Genomic DNA, 18,310 nt, shown 5'->3' on the forward strand with positions numbered 1-18,310 from the left:
GTGCGTGTTTTGACACGCACTCCTGTTCTTATCTGTGGTGGAATTTTTTCTTTTATTCTTTGTTTATCCTGTAACTCAACGCTCCGGAGGGACATTTATTGATTTGTGCTATTAATTCGTCTGTCGTTGCATTCTCGATCTTTATCCAAGGACGTTCTTGCGGGTTATATACCTTAGGTAACATTTTTACGCAAATCCCTGCGTGTTGGCAGATTGAGGGTTGCCAGATAATGGTTAGTTCTCCGTTCGTGTATTCATACTTCTTTTCCATGATGTTCTGTTTTTATTTGATGTTTATACCTCGCATAACAATGCGCCGCCATTCGGGATGCCTCTTTATATAGGCGGCCACGAAAGGACAAAGCGGTACTAGACGCAGTCCTTGACGCTCGATATCCTTTAGCGTTTTTTCGACGAGTTGTGAACCTATTCCACGACCTTCCAGTTCCGGCGGAACTTCCGTGTGTGTAAGGTAGATTTCCCCGTTGATTGATTTTATATACTCGATTTTGGGTGTATAATTACCGATGCGGAACTCGTACTGTTGACGATGTACATCATCTTTTAATTCATAATCCTCTGTCATAACCTTAAATTTTAATGTCTATTGTAAATTAAACGTTCAGAATATGAATTTTGTTTTGATTTTGTCCTGTTATTATTTTTAAAGAAATGGGATATATATATAAAAAATCCCCTCCGTGTGACGGGAGGGGATTGGTTAGGGCTATGCCCTGTTATTGATTCGATTATTTAATGTAGTTTTGAGCGAATGCACGTCCGGCACGTAATGCTTTGAGGTTCATTTCGACAACATCGCTTCCTTTGCGTTCGAAAATGGCAGTAATACCTTTTTCGAGGTATTCGAAAGGAATTTCGATGAAGGGAGAAGCAGCTCCCAACATCACGAAGTTGCTGGCACGTACGTTTCCGGCAGCTTCTTTGGCGATGCTATCGGCGTCGATAATTACTTGATGAGGCAGAGCCTTTAAGGTTGCCATCAAAGTAGCTTCTTCCGGGTAGTTCGGGATGTTGATGAACGGGGTTGCGTTGGTTACCACGTATCCGCCTTGTTTCAAGAAAGGAAGATAGCGTAATGCTTCCATGGGTTCTACCGAGAGAATGATGTCTGCCGTTCCCTTTGCGATCAAGTCAGAGAATATCGGTTTGTCAGAGATTCTCATGAATGACTGTACGTCACCTCCGCGTTGGCTCATGCCGTGAGTTTCCGCTTGTTTCATGTACAGGTTATTGTTGAGGGCGGCAGAACCCAGTGCTGCTGCAATGGAAAGGATACCTTGTCCGCCTACGCCCGCTAATATAATGTCTGTCTTCATAATTTTAAATTTTAAATTTTAGATTTTAAATTGAATCGATTATGAGTCAATTTATTTTTTCTTTTTCTTGGCGTCTCTGGCGGCTTTCTGGATACATACTCTTCGCGGGATGATTACAGATACCCCCTTGTACTCGATCTCGTCACGGATGATCTTGCACAATTCGTCATGATTCTTCGGTACGGGAAGTAATACGCGGATGTGTTCCGGGTCAACACCGATACCTTTACAGATAGCTTCCAGATGTCCTAGTGCGGATGATTCTTGTCCTCCGGTCATAGAGATAGATTCGTTATCTGAAATGATAATCGTGATATTCGCTTTCTCGTTGACAGCATCCAACAAGCCGGTCATTCCGGAGTGAGTGAATGTAGAATCCCCGATAACCGATACAGCGGGGAATAATCCGGCGTCAGCCGCACCCTTTGCCATGGTGATAGAAGCACCCATGTCAACGCAAGAGTTGATAGCTTGGAAAGGAGGAAGTGCTCCTAAGGTATAACAGCCGATATCGGAGAATACGCGAGCGTTCGGGTACTCCGCCACTACGGCGTTCAACGCGGTGTACACGTCTCTGTGGCTACATCCCACGCAAAGAGCGGGCGGACGGGGCACTACGATTTCAGGTACGGGAGCACCTTCAACGGATGGAAGTCCGAATGCTTTTGCCACGTGGTCGGGATTTAATTCCCCGTCTCTCGGGAGAATACCATCCAAACGTCCGTGAACGTTTTCTTTTTCAAGGTAACCTTTCAAGGCTTCCTCGATAATGGGATAGCCTTCTTCGAGAACGAGTAATTTCTCCGTGCTTTCGGCTAATTTGGTAATCATTTTTCTCGGGAGCGGGTATTGGCTTACTTTCACTACCGGGTAAGGGCAATTACCGCCGAATACTTCCATCAGGTAGTTGTAACCGATTCCGCAGGCGATGATACCCATGGATTTGTCTGCTCCGTCGATGTATTTGTTATATGGTGAATTGTCAGACTCTTCCTCGAAAGCGATTTGTTTGTCCAACAATAATCTATATCTTTTCTTGGCAATAGCGGGAAGGAGCACGAATTGGCGTTTGTCTTCCGGCAGGCGCATTTCATTTTCGGCCTTTGCCTCACGTGGTTCAACACCGGCACGGGAGTGAGCCAGACGGGTCGTGATTCTCAATAATACAGGGGTTCCCAATTTCTCCGACAAGTCGAAGCCATAGCGAGTCATATCGTATGCTTCTTGTTGGTTGGAGGGCTCCAGTATCGGAATTAAAGCAAATTTGCCGTACACGCGGGAATCCTGCTCGTTTTGAGAAGAGTGCATGGACGGGTCATCGGCAGCGATGATTACCATACCCCCGTTAGCCCCGGTGATAGCGGCATTCATGAAACAGTCGGCAGCCACGTTCATACCCACGTGTTTCATGCATACTAAGGCTCTTTTGCCTGCATAAGACATACCCAGTGCGGTTTCCATAGCCGTTTTTTCATTGGCTGACCACATCCGGTGAACGTTGCGGGCGATTGCCTGTTTCGATTCTTGAATGTACTCCGTGATCTCAGTTGAAGGGGTTCCCGGGTAGGCAAATACGCCGGATATACCTCCGTCTATGGCACCTTGTGCAATAGCTTCAACACCTAGTAATAGTTGTTTTTGCATAGTTGAAAGATTATTGATTTTAAGTTATTTATCTTTTTAGCTGGATGCAACTGTACGTTGCTGAAAGAAATTATCGGGAATAATCATTCCCGGGCGAGTTTTTATAGTCCCCCGAACAATTTTAACACTCCCACGATATAGGCCAAAACGAAATAATATTCTGATGGATCGTACATCACACTAATTTTTAAAACGTTTTCGTCTTTAATTTGCGACGAAGTTAGCATTAATATTTAATAAGAACAAATTTTTTAAACAGAAGTCTGTGATAAATTATTTTTCTATTTTTGCACGATGGAATACTAGTTTTCTTATGTTTGTTTTATGTTTTTTTGTATATTAGTGCCCTTGAATTGCTTTTAATAGAGGGTAGTTATCAATTGACGATAAATTATGTTTGCACGATATAATAAATCTTTCTCCGCGAAATTAAGTTTCTATGTAATTTCTTTTATTACAGTGTTATCCGTTATACTTTTCGGGATATTTTATCATTACTCCACGAAAACGTTATCGAAGGAGGCGGAAGATAAAATTGAAACAATGGCGGAGATCGCTAATTTGAAAGTGAGTGCTTTGTTGAGTAAGGTGGAAAAGATTCCGGACAACTTGGGTTGGATGATTATGGCATACGTGGAGAATCCGGATTCCCTGTTTTCGATAACCCGCCGGATCGTGAAGGAGAATGAAGAGATATTCGGGTGTGCTATCGCTTTCGAGCCTTATTATTTTCCGTCGAAAGGTCATTATTTCGCTCCCTATTCTTTCATGAGTGGGGATACGGTGAAGACTATGCAGGTCGGGAGTGAGGATTATAATTATTTCGAGAAGGGATGGTATAAAGGAGCCCGGGAAACCAGATACTGGAGTAAGCCTTACCGGGATGCCGGGGACCCGGACGTGATAACTACTTCATACGCCGTGCCGATCCATGGGAAAGACGGGGAACTGATTGCTGTATTGTCGGTCGATTTGACGAATAAATGGTTGAGGGATTTGGCTAATTCGATGAAACCTTACGAGGGGAGTTACACGGTGATTATCGACAAGCAAGGACGATATATCATGCGTAAAGAAGGGGAAACGACGATCGGGAAGAATATGTTCCAGACGGCGGAAGAGGCTTCGGATCCCAATGTTGCCAGACTTGTTCGTGAAATGGCAGCGGGCAAAAGCGGAAGTCTGGTTGTGAAGGATGAAAAGACGTTGTCATACGTTTATTATACCGGAGTCTTTGCCACGGACTGGTATATGGCGGTCGTGTGCCCTTATGCTCAGGTATTCGGGAAGTTGAATCAGTTTAACATGTATATGTTAATCGGTTTCCTGCTGTTGTTGGTGTTTGTTTATATCATGTGCTTTGTAGCCGTGCGACGGATCACGAAACCGTTGACCCGTTTCTCCATGTCGGCAAGAAATATTGCCGGGGGAGATTTTAACACGCCTCTGCCGATTATTCGTTCTAAAGACGAGTTGGGTGAGTTGTACGAATCTTTCCAGTTTATGCAACACCAATTGACGGAATACGTGGAACAATTGCGGAATACCACGACTGCCAACGAGAAGATTCAAAGTGAATTGCGTATCGCCCATGACATACAGTTGGGAATGGTGCCGAAGCAATTTATTCCTCCTTCAGGCAGAGAAACAATAGATATACACGCGGTATTGCGTCCGGCGAAACAAGTAGGTGGTGATTTGTACGATTATTTCATGCTTAACGAGGACGAGTTCGGGTTTGCCATCGGCGACGTTTCCGGGAAAGGTGTTCCGGCGGCCTTGTTTATGTCGACCACGATTAGTCAGATGCGTTCCGTGGCGATGTTAGATACTTCATTGAATTACATCGTAAATGTTATCAATCGCAGCCTTATTCGGAATGGTAACACGAGTATGTTTGTTACTTTTTTTGCCGGAGTACTGAATCTGAATACCCGGCGATTGAGATTTTGTAATGCGGGACATCCTTACCCGATAATTATTAAGCCGGATGGAACGGTGGAAATGTTTAAGACTGCCGATAATTTGCCTTTGGGCGTGTCTTCCGATTATGAATACGAGGAACAGGAGTGTTATTTTGCTTCGGGTTCTCAATTGCTTCTTTACTCGGATGGGGTAACGGAAGCCCAGAACGAGGATGCTAAATTCTATAAAATAGATCGGTTGTTTCAATTTGTTGAAGAAAATAAGAATCTGTCTTCAAAAGAGTTGGTTGAGAAGATTATAGCTCATGTTGATGCTTACGCCGGAAAAGTGGAACAGTCGGATGATTTAACTGTCATGAGTTTGCGGTACGAGAAACAGAAAGGGGTAAGATGGTTGTAAATTTGGAAGGGGATTATTTTTCAACAATCCCCTTTGGTACACACGCACACTACTTATTATTTTGACCGTATTACAATGTCCACGCATGTTGCCGAACCGAAGAACTTTTTGGCAACCTCGTGTACTACCTTGGCATTCAGTTTTTCAATCGGTTTCTCGAACATCACGGGAGAGTCGATATCTTTTCCCGTTTCCGCATAATATCGTAAGGCTTCCTGCCAATGGGCGTTCCCTCGGTTTTCCAGCATATTGGCACGTCCTTTTTTCATCATTAATACCATATCTTCCACGTCTTCCTCGTTTACACCTTCGGCGACGAGTTTGTCAATTTGCTCGTGGACGATGGCACGCATCCGGTCGCCTTTCTCCGTGTTGCTCTGGAAGTTGACGGCAATGGCTTGCGTGTGTGTCGGGTAAGCGTTATATGATGCGGCAACGTTTACCCCGTAGGCACCGCCCTCGTCTTCCCGGATGATATTCTGGTAACGGTTCGAGAGCACGAAACGAATCACGTCGATAGCCAAATCCTCCACGGGTTTTAATTTCAGCGTGTTCGTGAACTCGATGTTCGTCATGTACTTGTTGTCCGGGATATTAGCCGTGATGGTTTCCGTGATGGAACCTTCCTTTTTCAAGTCGTGTTGTGCGGCTTTTTCAACCCGGTGAATGGACGGGATGGCTCCAAGGTATTTCGCCACCAGTTTTTGTGCTTCTTCCCGTTGGATATTTCCTACCAGATAAAAGGTAAAGTCCGAGGCATCTTGGAAACGGTCATGATAGATGGCGACCATTTTGTCGTAATTCATGGCATCGTAGAATTTGGCATCCTGTTTCCACAAGCGGGGAGAGTCTTTCACCCGTAACTTTTGCACCTGTTCCGCTATCGTGTCGTTTACCGTGCGGGGAGTGTTTTCCGCTTGTAGTCTGTTCAGGTACACGAATTTGTCAAAATCATTCCGGTCGAACCGGGGATGCTCGAAGAACAAATAGATGATTTGAAGTAACATTTCCATTTCGTTGTTGTCACACACGCCGCTCACGCCCTCGAATGTTTCCCCGAGCGTGATATTGGGCTGCACGTGATGCCCTTTCAGTATCTCCTGCATCATCTGCACGTTGTGCTTGTACAGCCCGGAATACATCGCTAGCGTTGATAATGCCGAGGCTGACGGCAGGTCTTCTGCCGGGAGCAATGACATCCCGCCGGAACTTTCGCCCAACAGGCTCACCTTGATTCCGTTCTGGTCGCTGAATTTGTAGTATACTTTGCAGCCGTTCGACAACGTCCATTCCTCGGCATCCAGCATCTTGATCGGTTTGGTTTTCACGATCTCTCCGCCTTTTACCTCGTAATCCAGCAAGGGAACCGCTTTGATTTCTTCGGCAGCCGCTGCGGCTTCAACATCTTTGGCTGCTTGCATAATATTCACGATTTCCTCCTTTGTCGGGAAATCGTAATCCGGGTCGTTGCCCTGCATGATAAACACCCAGTTCTTGCTATCGCTGTTCCATGAGGCAATCCAGTCCTGTATGTCTTTTGCCGTGAGTTCCGACAGTATCTCCCTCGACAGGGCAATGTCTTCCTCGATGCTCGTGAGCGGCTTCCCTTCCAGGAAATTATTTTGGTACATTTGCACGTAAATCTCGTTCGGGAATTTGTCCTTGTTTTTTTCCGTCTCGTCCAGTCCGGAGAGATATGCCGTGATCTGTTCTTTTACTTCTTTGTCGTTTATTCCGTAGCGGTGAACGCGTTCCAGTTCTTCCATCAAATCTTTCAAGGCTTGCCGTTCCTTGTTCGGGTAGGCTTCCACGTATATATTCCAACGGTCGTAATTTCGCACCAGTCCGCTGAACCCGACCGTGGTCTGCACGAACGCGGGGTCTTGGGTTTCGATATACTTTTGCAGGTATTTCTGCACGATCTGGTTGTAGAACATATTGATCAGGTTGACCTTCATCATCTCCTTCAACGAGGTGGGTGGTGTCTGGCGCACCCGTTTAAGCAGCGTCATGGACGATCCCGTCATTTCCTTGTCGAACGCTTTCGTGTAGAACGGTTCGCTATTGTCCGGGATCTCGTATACCAACCGGGGTTTCGGATTCTCCCGTTTCGGGATGGGGTTGAAAAGACGCTGTATTTCCGCCTCTATTTTAGCGGCATCGATGTCTCCGACAATGATCACGGCTTGTAGATCCGGGCGGTAGAAGTCGTTGTAGTAAGCCCGCAATTCTTCGGGAGTGAAGTTGTTTATGATTTCTTCGCTGCCGATGACGTTACGAGTGGCGTACTTGCTGTTGTTGAAGACGAGAGAGTCTGTTTGTTCTTTTAGGCGGGCACCCAGGTTCCGGCGCATCCGGCGTTCTTCCCGGATAACCCCTCTTTCTTTGTCTATTTCGTCCGGCTTGAGCAACAGGAAGCCCGACCAGTCCTTCATCACGAGAATGCAGGAATCTAGCAGTCCCGTGTCGTTCGTGGGAATCCCTGTCATGTAGTACACCGTTTCGTCCTGTCCCGTTTGGGCGTTAAAGCGTGTCACTCCCCGGCGTTTCAAGAAATTGGGAATCCCCTCCTTGAAGCTCTCGCTCCCGTTGAAAGCCATGTGTTCCAAGAAATGGGCAAGCCCGTTCTGGTTGTCTTCTTCCATAAGCGCTCCCACGTTCTGCACGAGATAAAAGTCTGCTTTTCCCGGCTGCATAGTCGTGTGGCGCACGTAGTAAGTTAATCCGTTGTTTAGTTTCCCGTGGCGGAACACGTTTGCATTATCTTGCGCGTGTAGCACTGCCGGGGTAAACAATCCGATAACACATATAAGAAGTAGTATTTTTTTCATAAGCCTTGTAACGATTGTTGGATAGCTTGTTGGAGTTGTTGCATCTCCATTTTGTTTTCGATTTGCGCGCTTGCCAAAAATGCCTGGTTATAGGATTGCTTTGCTTTGGCGTTGTCGCCCGTGTTTTTCAAGCAATCACCCATCATCATCAATAGGCGGGTACGGTTTGATGCACCCACCTTATCGAATGTCAGGGCTTTGGCAATCCAGTTAATACATCTCCGGTAAGCGTTTTCCGACAACTTGCCCTCGTACACGACGGCGATGTCTTGTAAGGGTTGGAAATAATCATTCAACTCCGTCTTGTCGCCTTTTCCCGCAAGATAGGTATCCATCTTCTCGAAGAAAGTATTTTCGTCATGACGGTAAAGGCTGTACGTGGCATCGGCAAGTAGCGTGATGGCATCCAGCACGGAAAGGTTTCCGAACGAAAATCCCGCGTAAACGTCTTTCAAGTCCCCGTTCACCCGTTCGAGCCTTTTTTTGTAATTCAGATCTCCTTTTTTGCAGAGTTGGATGATGTACGAGTTGTTCAATGAAACCAAGTAACGAGCCACGTTGTCTTTCCCGATGCCCTCGGCAAATTTTTGGTAGTTCTGTGCCATGTAATCGAAAATGGGGTCTTCCTTGGAAGTCGTGCGGTGGTACATGGTCAGTACTAGGAAATCAGCCTCGTTCGCCATGTTCTCTATTTTCTTGTTTTTCAAGTATTCCGGGAATAGGCTTTCGATACGGGTTCCCCATTTCTGTTGGTTGTATCCCTCTTGCATGGCTATAAACGCCGGAGCCTCGATCAGCAATTGTTGTTGCACGTCCAAGTCATTTTTTTTCTTCTTGTATTTCTCGTACAATTTCTCGAAACTTAATTCCTCTCCCGTGGCAATCTTTGCCTCTTTGACAAGCGATTCGGCAGGAACGGCTCCCTGTACCCGGCGCATTTCTTTGCCGTCCCGGCTGATAAATACCATGGTCGGCAATGCCGTTACATTATATTTCTTCGCGATATCTTTGTTCTCTTTGGCATCCACGTCTACCTGCACGCACACGAAATGGGCATTGAAAAATTCCCCTACTTCTTTTTGCGTGAACACGTCGCTTGCCATCATTTTGCATGGTCCGCACCATTCCGCGAAGAAATCCACGAACAAATCTTTTTTCTCTTGTTGTGCTTTCTTTAAAGCCTCGTCAAATGTACCTTTAAACAGCGTCATTTGAGCCGATAAGTTTCCCAGTACTCCTAATATTAGGAATACCATTAAATAAAATGTCTTTTTCATATTGAATAAATTAAATAATAAGGGAAAAGATTGCGACAAAATTTTGTCGCAATCTTTTAAATTATTCGTCCGGCATAGGTACAGGGGCTTCTTCCGGAACATCTTTTAAGATCACCGTGAATACATCTTCGATAATCTTTGATCTTCCTTCATTTTCGACTTCTAGGGTCAGGAGATACGTTCCGACGGGTACTTCCGGGTTATATTTCACGCTAATTTGCCCGTGTCCTTTTACTTCGACATAATCCATAAACTTGGCTGCGTTTTCCGAGTTGTCGCTCTTTACGTCAACGACACGAAAATACAAGATAGCTGTTCCTTTAACTCCATCGATTTCGGATGAAAGATATGGAAGTTTATAATCTACTTTGTTTTTCCAAGTTTCGATATCTTTTTTCAGTATTTCCAGAGATTCGATACCCATTTCTGTTGCAAGATTATTTAGTTTCAAGGATAGTTCATCAAGTTCCGTTTGAAGGGGTGTTATCCCGTATTTCTCATCTACCTTTGCCGTGAGTTTTTCCCATGCATCAGGATCATCCCAAAAATCGTCTTCATCCGCCTCAAACCACAACTCATCGTCCCAATACTCATCGCTATTTTTGATGTCGTCAATTTGGTTATCAAGTTCTTCTATTCTGTCTTGAATTTCTTGACTTTCCAAGTAAAACGAAGCTTCTATGTTCTTCACTCTCTGTAACTCGTTTTCTGCTTTCGTGATAACAATCATAGTGTCATCGGGATACCCGGCTGTTTCACCTACAATCAAATATCCCACGGTAATATCATGGCACGCGTAGCATAATCCCGCGGCAACAAATGCCAGTAAATAGATCAATTTTTTCATTGTTCTTTCAGTTTAAAAGTTTCCCATCGCGAAGCCGTAATCCATGGAGTTTATCACTCCGGTTGTGGTCTGTATATCAGTAGAAGCAATCCTATGGTTGGATGAGGTGTTCCGTCGCCGGGCGATCCAAAGGACTTTGGCACCGGCATCTTTCAACTCGTCATAGTCACCCGGTACCATCCATGTAAAAATTTCGTCACCGTATAACGTGGTAAATGGCTTGCCTCCGCTTTCGACATACTTTTGGTCTACTAATAACCGATTCCCCCGCGGCATGTCTTTCAGCATAATCTTTTGTTCGGGTACGATTAATTTTTTTAGTATCGCGGCACAGCTATCTGCCGGCATATCTTCCACTTTGTTCCAATAGTCGTTGTCATCTACCGGAATTCCAGCTTCTTTTTTAGTATCCAATTCGCTGTTATGTTGTAGCATAAATCTTGCAATGGCTATATCGGTAATACCGAAAAAAGTGATCTGCTTGTATTGTCCGCTGCCATCGAAACAGGACTTCATCCCGGCGTGTTCGATCATGATCATCGTGGAATCCCAATCCACGGTTTGATTCTCGAAATATTGCCACATCGTGCAATCGTGAACTCCGTTTGCTAATCCACCGTCAATGTAATTATAGTCGGTGCAGGAGTATAGGTTGACCAGTAACAGTAACGCTACTCCTTTTATTGTGTTTATTATTTTATTGTCCATATTGACCAGTATGTATTTTGTTTCATGAGTGTATTCTTATTGGATGCTTGATCGCTAATGGGGAGGTAAAGAGCCCCGTTTTTTATATCTTCCTCCTTTAAGGTAATATAATTTCCCTGTAATTCGTCACGAACGTACCCGTTTCTCACGATATCGTAATAGCGGCGAGTTTCACCGAACAATTCGCGGTCGCGTTCGTCAAAAATTTCTCTTAGCAGAGCTGTTTTTTCCTTGGAACCCGTGTAACCTTCAAGTCCGGCACGGTGACGGATGCGGTTCAAGTCTGCAACGGCGTCCGGCATACCTAAATGAGCACGGCATTCTGCTCTCAGTAGGATTAAATCGGCTAGCCGCCAGTATACCCGGTTGCCTTCCATAGCGATCAATTTCGTACCATCTTTATTGGTTTCGGGATTGACAGAATAAACGGGTTCGCGCCATTTATTGAGATAGGCATATAAGGGAATCCGCTCTTTATCTATATTTTCATCATCATCATCGTCATAAGGATTCTCTCCCAATTTGAGCCAGTACTCTTTGCGGCGTAGGTCTTTTTCGTCCGGGTACAATGCCTTCACGTCCTCCACGCTGATTTTGGTATTATCGGCACCTGTCTCGATTTCCCACGGATTGGTTACGCCATTGGGGAAATTGATCAGTTCAAATCCCGGATACTGTTTTAGTAAAAATACTATATCGTAGTTATCTTGATCCTGTTGGTTTGTTTCCAATGCAAAAATCACTTCTGTCACGTCGCGTGCACTTCCAAGTGTCTTCTCGACAAGATCTTTCATGCTCACGAGATCGTAAGTCCCTGCTTTGCCTTCAATCACGAGAGATGCTTCTTCCTCCGCTTTTTTCCAGTATTTGTCATCGTTGTACAATCCTCCCATCCACGCGTAGATATTAGCGAGTAACGTGTGAACCGATCCGATACTGGCGTATTGTCGGCTATACACGTTCTCTCCTTGGGCATCAGTCAGTTTGTCGTGTGTCGGTAGGATCAAGGCTGTTTCCGCTGCACGGATAGCGTACGCCAGAATCGTGTCCACCGGGCTTTTGGCTTTAGGAGAGGGATCCTCTGTCCTGGGGGCTATCGGGGCATCGCCCCATTGTCTCGCGATCTCGAAATACATCAATCCCTTGATGAAATTTGCCTGGGCTATCCAATAATCAGCACGTTCTTCTGAAACATTCTCGAAACGATGCCTGTTATCTTCCAGCATATTTGCCAAATAAATGGTTTTATAATAGTCAGACCAACCTTGTATGTGTTTTACAATTTCCTGTTGTTCGAAATTTCGGAACGGAAAATTTCCACTGGAAGCATCCGTACAATATAGACCGGCAACATCTAATTGAGACAAACTGGGATTTGCTAATATTGTTCTTTCAAAACCAAGCATAGTGATGAAAATATCTTCAATATCTTGTTCGCTTTGGAAATAATTGCGATAAGTCACGGATACTTCCGAGTCCACGTTCAACCAATCGTTGCACGAGAACAGGGGGGAAAATAAAATGAGAATTAGTATTTTTTTCATAATCATAAACTTTAAAAATTAACGGTTAATCCGATAGTAAATTTGCGCGGTAGTGGATAACCATTTAGTCCATCGATTCCCGAGGTTATATCTATGATTTCCGGATCAACCCCCGAATAGTTCGTGAGTAAGAATAGATTTTCTCCCGTGATGAACACGCGTGCGCTTCTGAGCCCGAGTTTTTTTGCGAACTGTTCGTGCAGATTGTATCCCAGCGTGAGTTGTTTCAGGCGTATCATACTTACATTTTCGATATCACAATCATATCGTCCGTTATATTGTGTTCGTTCTCCGTGTTGTATCAAGTAGGGATACTCGGGATTTTTACTGTCCGGACCTGTCCATGACGATACTTTCCTGATATCAAGATTTAGGGCACTTCCCTTATCACTGGGTTGGATTTCTATATCGTCGTATACTTTCAATATATGTCTTCCCAGCGAGTAAGTGAAGAATATGTTTACATCAAATTGTTTCCATTTGATTTCGTTGATAAACCCTCCGTGTGCAAGGGGAAGGGGACTGGCAGCATAATACATATCGTTTGATGAAATCGAACCGTTATTATCCAGGTCGAGAATTCTTCGAGTACCGGGAGTGAATATCCCTCCTACCAAGCTTTTAAGTGGTTGAGGTACACCCCATGCAGACGCATAAATGGGAACTTCGTCCATCGAGTTGTAGAACCCGTCTGTTTTATATGCTTTTATATTGTACAATCCTTTTCCAATGATATTTTCATTAAAATCGTACCCGTCACTACTTTTCTTGAAGCGGTTCCAGTTGCGGGTAGCGTTCAGTTTCATTCGCCATTTCACGGTTGTTTCCCGGAAGATGTCGGCAGTCAATTCCAGTTCCAAGCCTTCGTTTGATACGCCTAGTGCATTTTGCCACTGGAAGGTCTGGAAATTCAAGTCTCCCGGAAGAGTCATCTGTTGCAGTTGTCCCTTGGTATTCCGGTAGTAATAATCCAAAGTGAACTTGAGGCGGTAATTAAGAAAACTTACGTCCAATCCGATGTCATATTGGTCCGTTTTCTCCCAGCTTAACTTCTGGTTCAGTAATCCTCCCTCGGTATCTGGTTGCATACCCTGGTTGCCCAAGAACACCTGATGTGAACTCGAGATTAAACCGTGGGCGAGATAAGGTTGTGAGAATTTTTGTCCTGAACGTCCCCAGCTTGCGCGGATTTTACCGAAACTCAACCAATAGAGGGGTTTCATGAACGATTCGTCCGAGAATGCCCAGCCCGCGGCAACGGAGGGGAATGTAGCCCACCGCACGTCCTCGCCGAATACAGATGAACCGTCCCGGCGAATGGTCGCTTCAAACATATATTTTTCTTTGTAATCATACCTTAACCGTCCGAAGTAACTGTTCATGCGTTCTTCTTGGAGGCTGGAATTATATTCAAAAGCGGATTTATATTGCGGTGCTTCGTCTTTGTTCGAATTGATATTGTTCACTCCGTTAGTTCCTCCCCAGATTCCGCTTGCGTAATGAACATAATCGTTCGGTCCGCCGATGGCTTTCCCCTGGTTCGAGTAAGATTGGTCTTTTTGAAAGGAGAGTCCTAACAGAATGTTAAAGTGGTGGTCTTGCTTGATCTTGAAATCATAAGTCAATAGGTTTTCGTTCAAGATGGAAATGTTTTTCGTGATTGTTCCTTTGCTTGTGGAACGGTGGAAGTCTTTGTCCAGCGTGCTTGGTTCGAAATTATTCTGATTTTGTTGATTGTAGTCAATAGCGCCCGATACACGTAGATTCAGACCTCGTATGATATTATAATCCAGCACGAGATTGTAACGGAGTGAATAACTCTGGTTCTTTTCGATCTTCGAGTTCAAGTCTTTCAACATATATTCTTTAATATAATCTTCCCCGGGTAATAAAGAGGATTGATTTTGAAGTTCGACAGATATTCCCTCTACTTTTTGTCCGCTACCGCCTTTTCCTCCGCGGCTGCGGTCGCTATAAGAAAGGGAAATCTGATTGTTAAGTTGAAGGCGTTTCGTGGGATTTGCCTGGACGTTTGAGATCACGTTCACCCGTTCGAATCCGCTTGACAGCATGATACCTTCCTCCTTGTAATAGCCGGCGCCGATCATGTAATTCATGGTTTCACTTCCACCGCTTGCCTGTAAATTCGCGTTGTACACGTTGGACGTGCGGAATGAGTATCTCCACCAATCCGTGGAATTGTTGTAAAATTCGTTCAGACTGTCTTGTAATGTATAGGCATTTCCTGCTCCGGATTTGTGTCCGAAGAAATAGTTGTACACGGGGTCTGTGTTCGTTGTGTATTTATATACCTCTTCGTAGGAAGTCGGCATAACCCATTTCCCGTCGGCATTCTGGTAAGGGTTCACCGTGTTGCGCAATGCGTTTATGTTATACCGGCGAACTAAATTTCCACCGCTATGGTCGGGAGCTTCCGGTAGCCATGAAACAGAATAGGAGGCATTGGCTGTAAATTGAGCTTTACCCGAGCGTCCTTTCTTCGTGGTGATCAAGATGACTCCGTTTCCGGCACGGGAACCGTAGATGGCTGCCGATGCTGCATCTTTCAGTACTTCGATAGATTCAATCATAGAAGGATCAATATCGGAAAGGGTGTTCGTGCCCGTAATTGGAGAAGTGAATGCTTGCATGGGGACTCCGTCAATCACGTAAAGTGGAGTTCCGTATTTTCGGTCGTCTCCTTCACCGCCATTATTATCGTTCCCTTTCGTGAAGAAAGAGTTATATCCCCGGATAGCCACGATGGAACCACCACCTCCGGGAGCACCGGAAAGGTTGTTGACTTCCACACCTGCCATGTGACCTTGTAACAAGCTTTCCAAGCTATGCGTCGGGAGTTCTTTCATCTCGTCGGCTTTCAGCGTGGAGATGGAACTGACCAGAGTCCGCTTTTTTTGCGAACCGTAGGCAACAACTTGTACCTCTTGCAATCCGGAGATGTCTTCCTGCATCTTCACCACGATTTGTTTTCCCTCGGTGTATTGTACTTTTTGAGTTTTAAAACCGATGAACGAGAACACGAGTGTTCCCTTGGGCATAGGCAAGGGCAACACGAAATGTCCGGCGGTATCCGTGGCTGTTCCCACGGTGGTGCTGTCGAGCATAACGGTTACTCCCGGCATGGGCAGGTTCTTTTCGTCCACTACTTTTCCTTGGATGATGTACGATTTCTTCTTGTCGTCTTTCGCCTGTTCCTTGAAAAGGATGATTGTCTTGTCGAGTACCCGAAAACCGAATCCCGTGCCTTTCAGGCAAGAGGTCAGTACTTCCTCGATGCTAGCCCTCTTGAGGTCTAACGTGATATTCGAGATTTTTTTCACGGCGATGTCGTCGAAGAAAAAGCTATACTCTGATTGCGTGCGAATGGAGTTCATCACGCTCTCCAGAGAGGCGTTTTTCACCTTCAAGTCCAGTTTTACATCCTGCGAGTAGGTGGCTGCAGAGATATGCATCACGCCGATAAATGTAAAAATAAGGCACAATTTCATAATTCTAAATTCTTTTTGCCATAATCCTCCCGAGGAATGGCCGTTACTGTTCATTTTTTTCATACATTTGTAATGTTTTAAATGGAAACTAAAACAATTTTAATAGAACATCCGGTGTTAGCGCACCGGATGCTCTCGTTTTTATTACTTCAGCTGTACTGATACTGTTCTCTTGTTCACGTTAAATATTACTCTCTCGTTATTTTCTATTATTTTCAATATTGCGTTGAAATCTTCGGTTTTGTTGATGTCCCCCGTGAACCGGATGTCTTTCGCTTCCGGGTTAAGGTAGAACACGTGCAGGTCGTACCACCGGGACAGGATGTTGAACAGTTCTTCCAGTCGGGTATTCCGGAAGGCGAAGCGTCCGTCTTTCCATGCCGTGTAGAGGTACGTGTTGACCTCTTGTTTATAGAGTTTTCCGGTTTCTATTTCGAGGGTTCCCTGTTCCCCGGGAATCAGCCTTATCTGCTGTTTGTATCTTGCCGATTGCATGATAACCGAACCCTCGACCAGCGTGGTCTGCACGTTCTCTTCATCCGGGTAAGCCCGGAAGTTGAATTCGGTTCCCAGCACGGTAACCGAGGCTTTCGACGACACGACAACGAAGGGTTTCTCTTTGTTCGGGGTTACCGTGAGGAAGGCTTCCCCCTCGAGGAAGATTTCCCGTTTGCTTCCAGTGAAGCGTACCGGGTAGCGAATTTCAGATTCGGCGTTCAACCATACCTGCGTGCCGTCGGAAAGTGTCAGGAAATATTCTCCTCCCCGGGGTACTTGCAAGGTGTTGTATATCGGGGTGGTTTCACTGATCAAGGTATCTGTCGGTGTAAGATAGGATACTTTGCTATTTTGTATCTTGACAATCATTCCGTTCTGTTCCTGCAACGGGGTGAACGTGCTGTCGGATAATACGATGCGCTCTCCGCCTCCCATGGTCAGTATCGCCTTGTGGCTTCCGGGTGTGATTACCTCCGATATGGCAATCACGGGTTCCGGTTGTTTTTCACGCAACAACAGGACGAGGGCTAATCCCAAGGGCAGGATAAGGATCGCCGCGTAGCGGACGAATGTCTTGATGGAAAAACGGGTTCGTTTACGACGTGTCGTGATGAATCGCTCGTAATCGCCGAGCCTGTTGACGGCGTTGTAATCCGATAGTTTTTGTTCCAGATAGCTGCCTTGCTTGAATCCCTCGTATATTTCCCTGTTTTTCTTCGAGGCGGCGAGCCATTGTTCCAGCGTACCCCGTTCTTTCTCACTGGCAACCCCTCGCAGGGAGTTCGTGATGGCACGGGACAGGCGGAATATGTTTTTCTCTTTTTGAGTCATTGGGGTTGTTCTTTCTTGTAAAACCCCCGAGTGAGAAAAAGAGTGAGTGAAAATATGATTTTTTTTGAAATATTTTTTAGGACATGGAATATCAGTTGTTTACAACCCCATTTTTTCCAATATGAAAAGGAGAATACTTCTTTCCACGATATGTACAAGGCGATCGTGGAGTATCTTTTTGCCGCTTTGTTTATGCGATTTGACCGTTTCGATGCTGATATGTAAGTCTGCGGCGATTTCCGGGTTCGCTTTCCCTTCCAGTATCAACTTGAATACCTTCTGGCATTGGTCGGGCAAAAGTTCGATTTCCTGCACGAGCAGCGAGTAACATACTTCCTCTTCCAACACCCGGTTGAAGTAGGTCTCTTCTTCCGAGGGTTCATCCCGGTGGGCGTCGGAATATTCCTGTTTCACTTTCTCGTGGCGCAGGTGTTTCAAGCATTTGTTTTTGACGGCAGTATAAAGATAGGCTTTCAGTTCGTCGGGCGTCCCGAATGTTTTGGCGGATTCGATCAAGGCGAGGAATATTTCTTGAACGATATCCTTGTCGGCTTCCATGTCGGGGACATAATTTCTCGCGAACAAGACTAGCGGGGTGTAGTGTTGCTCGAATAATTCCCGAATTGTGTCACGTTCGCTTGGGGAAAATGTGTTTGATATTCCTCCGTTTGATTGTTTGTTATCCATATTTTGCCGTTCCTGTTTGTTGATAGATATTCCCTATCTAGGACAAAAATAGTAGAAAAACTGTAAAATTCAAAATTGTAGTTCATAAAGTCCTTTTAAAGGAACACTCATCGGGTTCCCGTGTCCCCATGCCGGGCAGATAAAATCGGCTATCGCGCGGAAGGTGGGGGAGAACATTCAAGTGCTGGATTACACGCATTGAGAATGAACTCCGCGGCACTCAAGCGTTGACTTTCCATGTCCCTATATTCCGTTCGGTAGCAATAAATTCC

13 protein-coding genes are annotated in these 18,310 nt (G+C 45.2%); 1 reads left to right on the forward strand and 12 read right to left on the reverse strand.

Features of this window, described 5'->3' with window-relative positions:
- Positions 1-52 precede the first annotated feature (52 nt).
- The 4 genes from ACK8P8_RS09280 to ACK8P8_RS09295 all read right to left on the reverse strand — a co-directional run bounded on the left by ACK8P8_RS09280 (position 53) and on the right by ACK8P8_RS09295 (position 2,981).
- Positions 53-271 (reverse strand): (4Fe-4S)-binding protein, encoded by a 219-nt coding sequence (locus ACK8P8_RS09280; RefSeq protein ID WP_099293981.1) that lies wholly within the window; start codon positions 269-271, stop codon positions 53-55.
- Positions 272-283: 12 nt separating this feature from the next.
- On the reverse strand, positions 284-586 hold the full coding sequence (locus ACK8P8_RS09285; RefSeq protein WP_099293980.1) for a GNAT family N-acetyltransferase: 303 nt from the start codon (positions 584-586) through the stop codon (positions 284-286).
- A 163-nt stretch (positions 587-749) separates the two neighbouring features.
- Positions 750-1,337 carry an indolepyruvate oxidoreductase subunit beta gene (locus ACK8P8_RS09290; RefSeq protein ID WP_099293979.1) on the reverse strand — a complete coding sequence of 196 codons (588 nt, stop codon included), beginning with the start codon at positions 1,335-1,337 and terminating at the stop codon, positions 750-752.
- 51 nt (positions 1,338-1,388) lie between these two features.
- Complete coding sequence (locus ACK8P8_RS09295) at positions 1,389-2,981, reverse strand: thiamine pyrophosphate-dependent enzyme (RefSeq protein ID WP_410025801.1); 1,593 nt, start codon at positions 2,979-2,981, stop codon at positions 1,389-1,391.
- Between the two features lie 393 nt (positions 2,982-3,374).
- On the opposite strand from ACK8P8_RS09295, the gene ACK8P8_RS09300 reads away from it, so the two are divergent.
- Positions 3,375-5,306, forward strand: coding sequence for a SpoIIE family protein phosphatase (locus ACK8P8_RS09300; RefSeq protein ID WP_410025803.1), 1,932 nt, complete (start codon positions 3,375-3,377; stop codon positions 5,304-5,306).
- 56 nt (positions 5,307-5,362) lie between these two features.
- Here the strand turns inward: ACK8P8_RS09300 and ACK8P8_RS09305 are convergent, their stop codons facing one another.
- The 8 genes from ACK8P8_RS09305 to ACK8P8_RS09340 form a co-directional block, all read right to left on the reverse strand.
- A complete protein-coding gene (locus ACK8P8_RS09305; protein ID WP_410025804.1) occupies positions 5,363-8,137 on the reverse strand; it encodes a M16 family metallopeptidase in 2,775 nt (924 codons plus the stop codon).
- Positions 8,134-9,414, reverse strand: coding sequence for a thioredoxin family protein (locus tag ACK8P8_RS09310; protein WP_410025805.1), 1,281 nt, complete (start codon positions 9,412-9,414; stop codon positions 8,134-8,136). The genes ACK8P8_RS09305 and ACK8P8_RS09310 overlap by 4 nt, the downstream gene beginning before the upstream one ends.
- Before the next feature lie 61 nt (positions 9,415-9,475).
- Positions 9,476-10,261, reverse strand: coding sequence for a hypothetical protein (locus ACK8P8_RS09315; RefSeq protein ID WP_410025806.1), 786 nt, complete (start codon positions 10,259-10,261; stop codon positions 9,476-9,478).
- Between the two features lie 12 nt (positions 10,262-10,273).
- Complete coding sequence (locus tag ACK8P8_RS09320) at positions 10,274-10,969, reverse strand: hypothetical protein (RefSeq protein WP_227217474.1); 696 nt, start codon at positions 10,967-10,969, stop codon at positions 10,274-10,276.
- Positions 10,954-12,513, reverse strand: a complete 1,560-nt coding sequence (locus tag ACK8P8_RS09325; RefSeq protein WP_410025808.1) for a RagB/SusD family nutrient uptake outer membrane protein — start codon at positions 12,511-12,513, stop codon at positions 10,954-10,956. Before ACK8P8_RS09325 ends, ACK8P8_RS09320 begins: the two co-directional genes overlap by 16 nt.
- Before the next feature lie 11 nt (positions 12,514-12,524).
- Positions 12,525-16,085 carry a SusC/RagA family TonB-linked outer membrane protein gene (locus ACK8P8_RS09330; RefSeq protein ID WP_410025809.1) on the reverse strand — a complete coding sequence of 1,187 codons (3,561 nt, stop codon included), beginning with the start codon at positions 16,083-16,085 and terminating at the stop codon, positions 12,525-12,527.
- A gap of 81 nt (positions 16,086-16,166) precedes the next feature.
- Positions 16,167-17,351, reverse strand: coding sequence for a FecR family protein (locus ACK8P8_RS09335; protein ID WP_227217477.1), 1,185 nt, complete (start codon positions 17,349-17,351; stop codon positions 16,167-16,169).
- Positions 17,352-17,450: 99 nt separating this feature from the next.
- Positions 17,451-18,038, reverse strand: coding sequence for an RNA polymerase sigma-70 factor (locus ACK8P8_RS09340; RefSeq protein WP_227217478.1), 588 nt, complete (start codon positions 18,036-18,038; stop codon positions 17,451-17,453).
- Between the last annotated feature and the right edge of the window lie 272 nt (positions 18,039-18,310).

The sequence above is a fragment of the Butyricimonas muris genome (assembly GCF_046365375.1).
GTDB lineage: Bacteria > Bacteroidota > Bacteroidia > Bacteroidales > Marinifilaceae > Butyricimonas > Butyricimonas muris.

What these genes read in the sequence shown, in the direction of transcription:
- ACK8P8_RS09330 (WP_410025809.1), bottom strand. Translation starts at nt 16,085, where the DNA reads ATGAAAAAAATGAACAGTAACGGCCATTCCTCGGGAGGATTATGGCAA.
- ACK8P8_RS09285 (WP_099293980.1), bottom strand. Translation starts at nt 586, where the DNA reads ATGACAGAGGATTATGAATTAAAAGATGATGTACATCGTCAACAGTAC.
- ACK8P8_RS09295 (WP_410025801.1), bottom strand. Translation starts at nt 2,981, where the DNA reads ATGCAAAAACAACTATTACTAGGTGTTGAAGCTATTGCACAAGGTGCC.
- ACK8P8_RS09305 (WP_410025804.1), bottom strand. Translation starts at nt 8,137, where the DNA reads ATGAAAAAAATACTACTTCTTATATGTGTTATCGGATTGTTTACCCCG.
- ACK8P8_RS09300 (WP_410025803.1), top strand. Translation starts at nt 3,375, where the DNA reads ATGTTTGCACGATATAATAAATCTTTCTCCGCGAAATTAAGTTTCTAT.
- ACK8P8_RS09315 (WP_410025806.1), bottom strand. Translation starts at nt 10,261, where the DNA reads ATGAAAAAATTGATCTATTTACTGGCATTTGTTGCCGCGGGATTATGC.
- ACK8P8_RS09335 (WP_227217477.1), bottom strand. Translation starts at nt 17,351, where the DNA reads ATGACTCAAAAAGAGAAAAACATATTCCGCCTGTCCCGTGCCATCACG.
- ACK8P8_RS09280 (WP_099293981.1), bottom strand. Translation starts at nt 271, where the DNA reads ATGGAAAAGAAGTATGAATACACGAACGGAGAACTAACCATTATCTGG.
- ACK8P8_RS09340 (WP_227217478.1), bottom strand. Translation starts at nt 18,038, where the DNA reads ATGGATAACAAACAATCAAACGGAGGAATATCAAACACATTTTCCCCA.
- ACK8P8_RS09320 (WP_227217474.1), bottom strand. Translation starts at nt 10,969, where the DNA reads ATGGACAATAAAATAATAAACACAATAAAAGGAGTAGCGTTACTGTTA.
- ACK8P8_RS09290 (WP_099293979.1), bottom strand. Translation starts at nt 1,337, where the DNA reads ATGAAGACAGACATTATATTAGCGGGCGTAGGCGGACAAGGTATCCTT.
- ACK8P8_RS09310 (WP_410025805.1), bottom strand. Translation starts at nt 9,414, where the DNA reads ATGAAAAAGACATTTTATTTAATGGTATTCCTAATATTAGGAGTACTG.
- ACK8P8_RS09325 (WP_410025808.1), bottom strand. Translation starts at nt 12,513, where the DNA reads ATGAAAAAAATACTAATTCTCATTTTATTTTCCCCCCTGTTCTCGTGC.